The 2,421-nt window shown below is 28.6% G+C and carries 1 protein-coding gene; it reads left to right on the forward strand.

Annotated elements, in window-relative coordinates:
• The first annotated feature begins 114 nt into the window (after positions 1-114).
• On the forward strand, positions 115-2,106 hold the full coding sequence (locus tag BMW63_RS17575; protein WP_074724764.1) for an ATP-binding protein: 1,992 nt from the start codon (positions 115-117) through the stop codon (positions 2,104-2,106).
• Positions 2,107-2,421: the final 315 nt, after the last annotated feature.

Genomic DNA, 2,421 nt, shown 5'->3' on the forward strand with positions numbered 1-2,421 from the left:
TGCATCATTAAATATACAACTTTTCTGTCTAATAATTAGATTATTTGTTTATATTTGATAGAATTAAACGGAGGTTTTTTCACAGACTGACGTTGCCAGTAATACTAAAAAAAAATGCAGAAAGAAGCTAAAATCACGTCAAAAGGTATTAAAAAGGTTTTAAATAACTATAATCCTGCTTCGTCACTTGCCGAATATATTTGGAATGGTTTTGATGCCAAAGCAACTAAAATCGAGATAAATTATGACTCAAATGAATTAGGAAGACTCAACTTCTTACAAGTGCGAGATAATGGAATGGGAATTGACCTTGAAAATTTACATTACAAATTTGATAATTTCTATGATTCCGAAAAATCAGTTCAAGTTCAATCTCCTAAACATTCATCGATTTTACACGGAAAGAATGGTGTTGGTAGACTAACATTCTTCACTTTTGCAAATTTTGCCAAATGGACAACATTTTATGAAAGTAAAGGGATCAAAAGTGGAACCATAAGTATTTCATCAGAAAATCTAAAAATTTACGACAAAAATATACTTACTGCAGAATCAAAATTTACAGGTACTACAGTTTATTTTACCAATCTACTAATTAGCTTAGATGCCTTAGAAAAAGATTTAACGACATATTTAAAGAAAGAATTTTGCTGGTTTTTAGAGTTAAATAAAGAATATTCAATTTTAATAAATGGGATACCACTCGATTACACGGATTTAGTAGCTGATAGAGATTTTTTTGATTTAGAGAAGAATGGTAGTTTTTTCAAAATAAAAGATGTTCAATGGACTGAATCATTAAATAAAGAACATTCTAAATTTTATTTTCAAGATTCTAATGGAAAGGAAATATATAAAAACTTCACTACTCTAAATAAAAAAGGGGATTACTATTATCATAGTATTTATATTGAAAGTGATTTCTTTTCACATTTTGATTTTACAAAAAATGATGAAAGTAACCAAGTAAGTTTGTTTTCAAAAGCTACATCCTCAACAGAATATAAATATTTAATTAGTAAACTTAATGACTATTTAAAAACTAAACGCAAACCCTATTTACGAGCAAATGCTGAAAGATTAGTATTAGACTATGAAATAAATGGTATAATCCCAACGTATAACAATACTTGGGAGCAAATTCGGAGCAAAGAACTTAAGGATACAATTATTGGTTTATATGAAGTTCAACCTAAAATATTTTCAAATTTAAATTTAGAACAGAAAAAAATATTCGTGCAATTTATTGATTTGTTGCTTGATTCTAATGAAAGAGAGAACATTTTTAAAATTATAGAGAGTGTTACCCAACTTGAACCCGAAGAAAGAGAAGACTTATCAAATATTTTGCATAAGACAAGTTTAAACAGAGTTATAAATACGATTAAATTAATAGAAGATAGATACAAAACGTATTATCAATTAAAAGAACTCGTTTTTAACGAAGAACTTGGAGCGAAAGAAGTTCCTCATTTACAAGATTTAGTAGAAAATCATTATTGGCTTTTTGGGGAACAATATCATCTCGTTACAGCTGCTGAGCCAAAATTTGAAGAGGCTTTAAAGAGATATATTTACAAAACAACAGGAGAAATCACAGACACGAAAATTGACCATATTGATAAAAATAGAGAAATGGATATTTTTGCTTGTAGACAACACAAGAAAGATTCTAAAATAGAAAATATTGTACTTGAATTAAAACATCCAAAAATACAGTTAGGTGAAAAGGAATATTCTCAAGTGATGAAATACTTAGGTGTAATAAGTTCGAGGCAAGAATTTAATGCACCAAATATGTCTTGGAAATTTTATCTAATTGGAAATAAATTTAACTCTAGCAAATTTATAGAAAGACAAATTAAGACAAATAAAACTCACGGCGAAGAATCTTTAGTTTACAACGAAGATGGTAGAATTAAAGTTTACATTAAAACTTGGAGCGAAATATTTACTGAATTTGAATTAAGCCATAATTTCCTCGATGAAAAATTAAAATTAGAAAGAAAAAAACTTTACGAATTAAGCAAAGACGCTGACGAAATTGTTCTGAAATCCAAAATTAATACTGCGGTTAGTTTAGAAGAAATTGAACTTCCGCAATAAGTACTACTGGCAACAGCCATTTTGAGCTAGCTGGAATTTAGTGGAATTATCGTTCCGCATCAAGTTTTCGTTAAGCCGAAAATTGAGCGGTTACGAACTTCCAGCCATCTCAAAGCGGCAAAACGTTATATGCCATTTTAAAAAAGTGCGGAGAATTCAATAACCTAACGCAACAAATGATAAATTTTATCTTTGTTGAATTATGAAAAAAACGTACAAGCGAATTAGTCTAAATGAACGTATAATTATTGAGACTTTACTACTAGAAAAAAAGTCTAAAAGTTATATTTCAAAACATCTAAAAAGAGCTCGTTC

Origin of the sequence: Flavobacterium frigoris (assembly GCF_900111075.1) — a bacterium.
Taxonomy (GTDB): Bacteria; Bacteroidota; Bacteroidia; order Flavobacteriales; family Flavobacteriaceae; genus Flavobacterium; species Flavobacterium frigoris.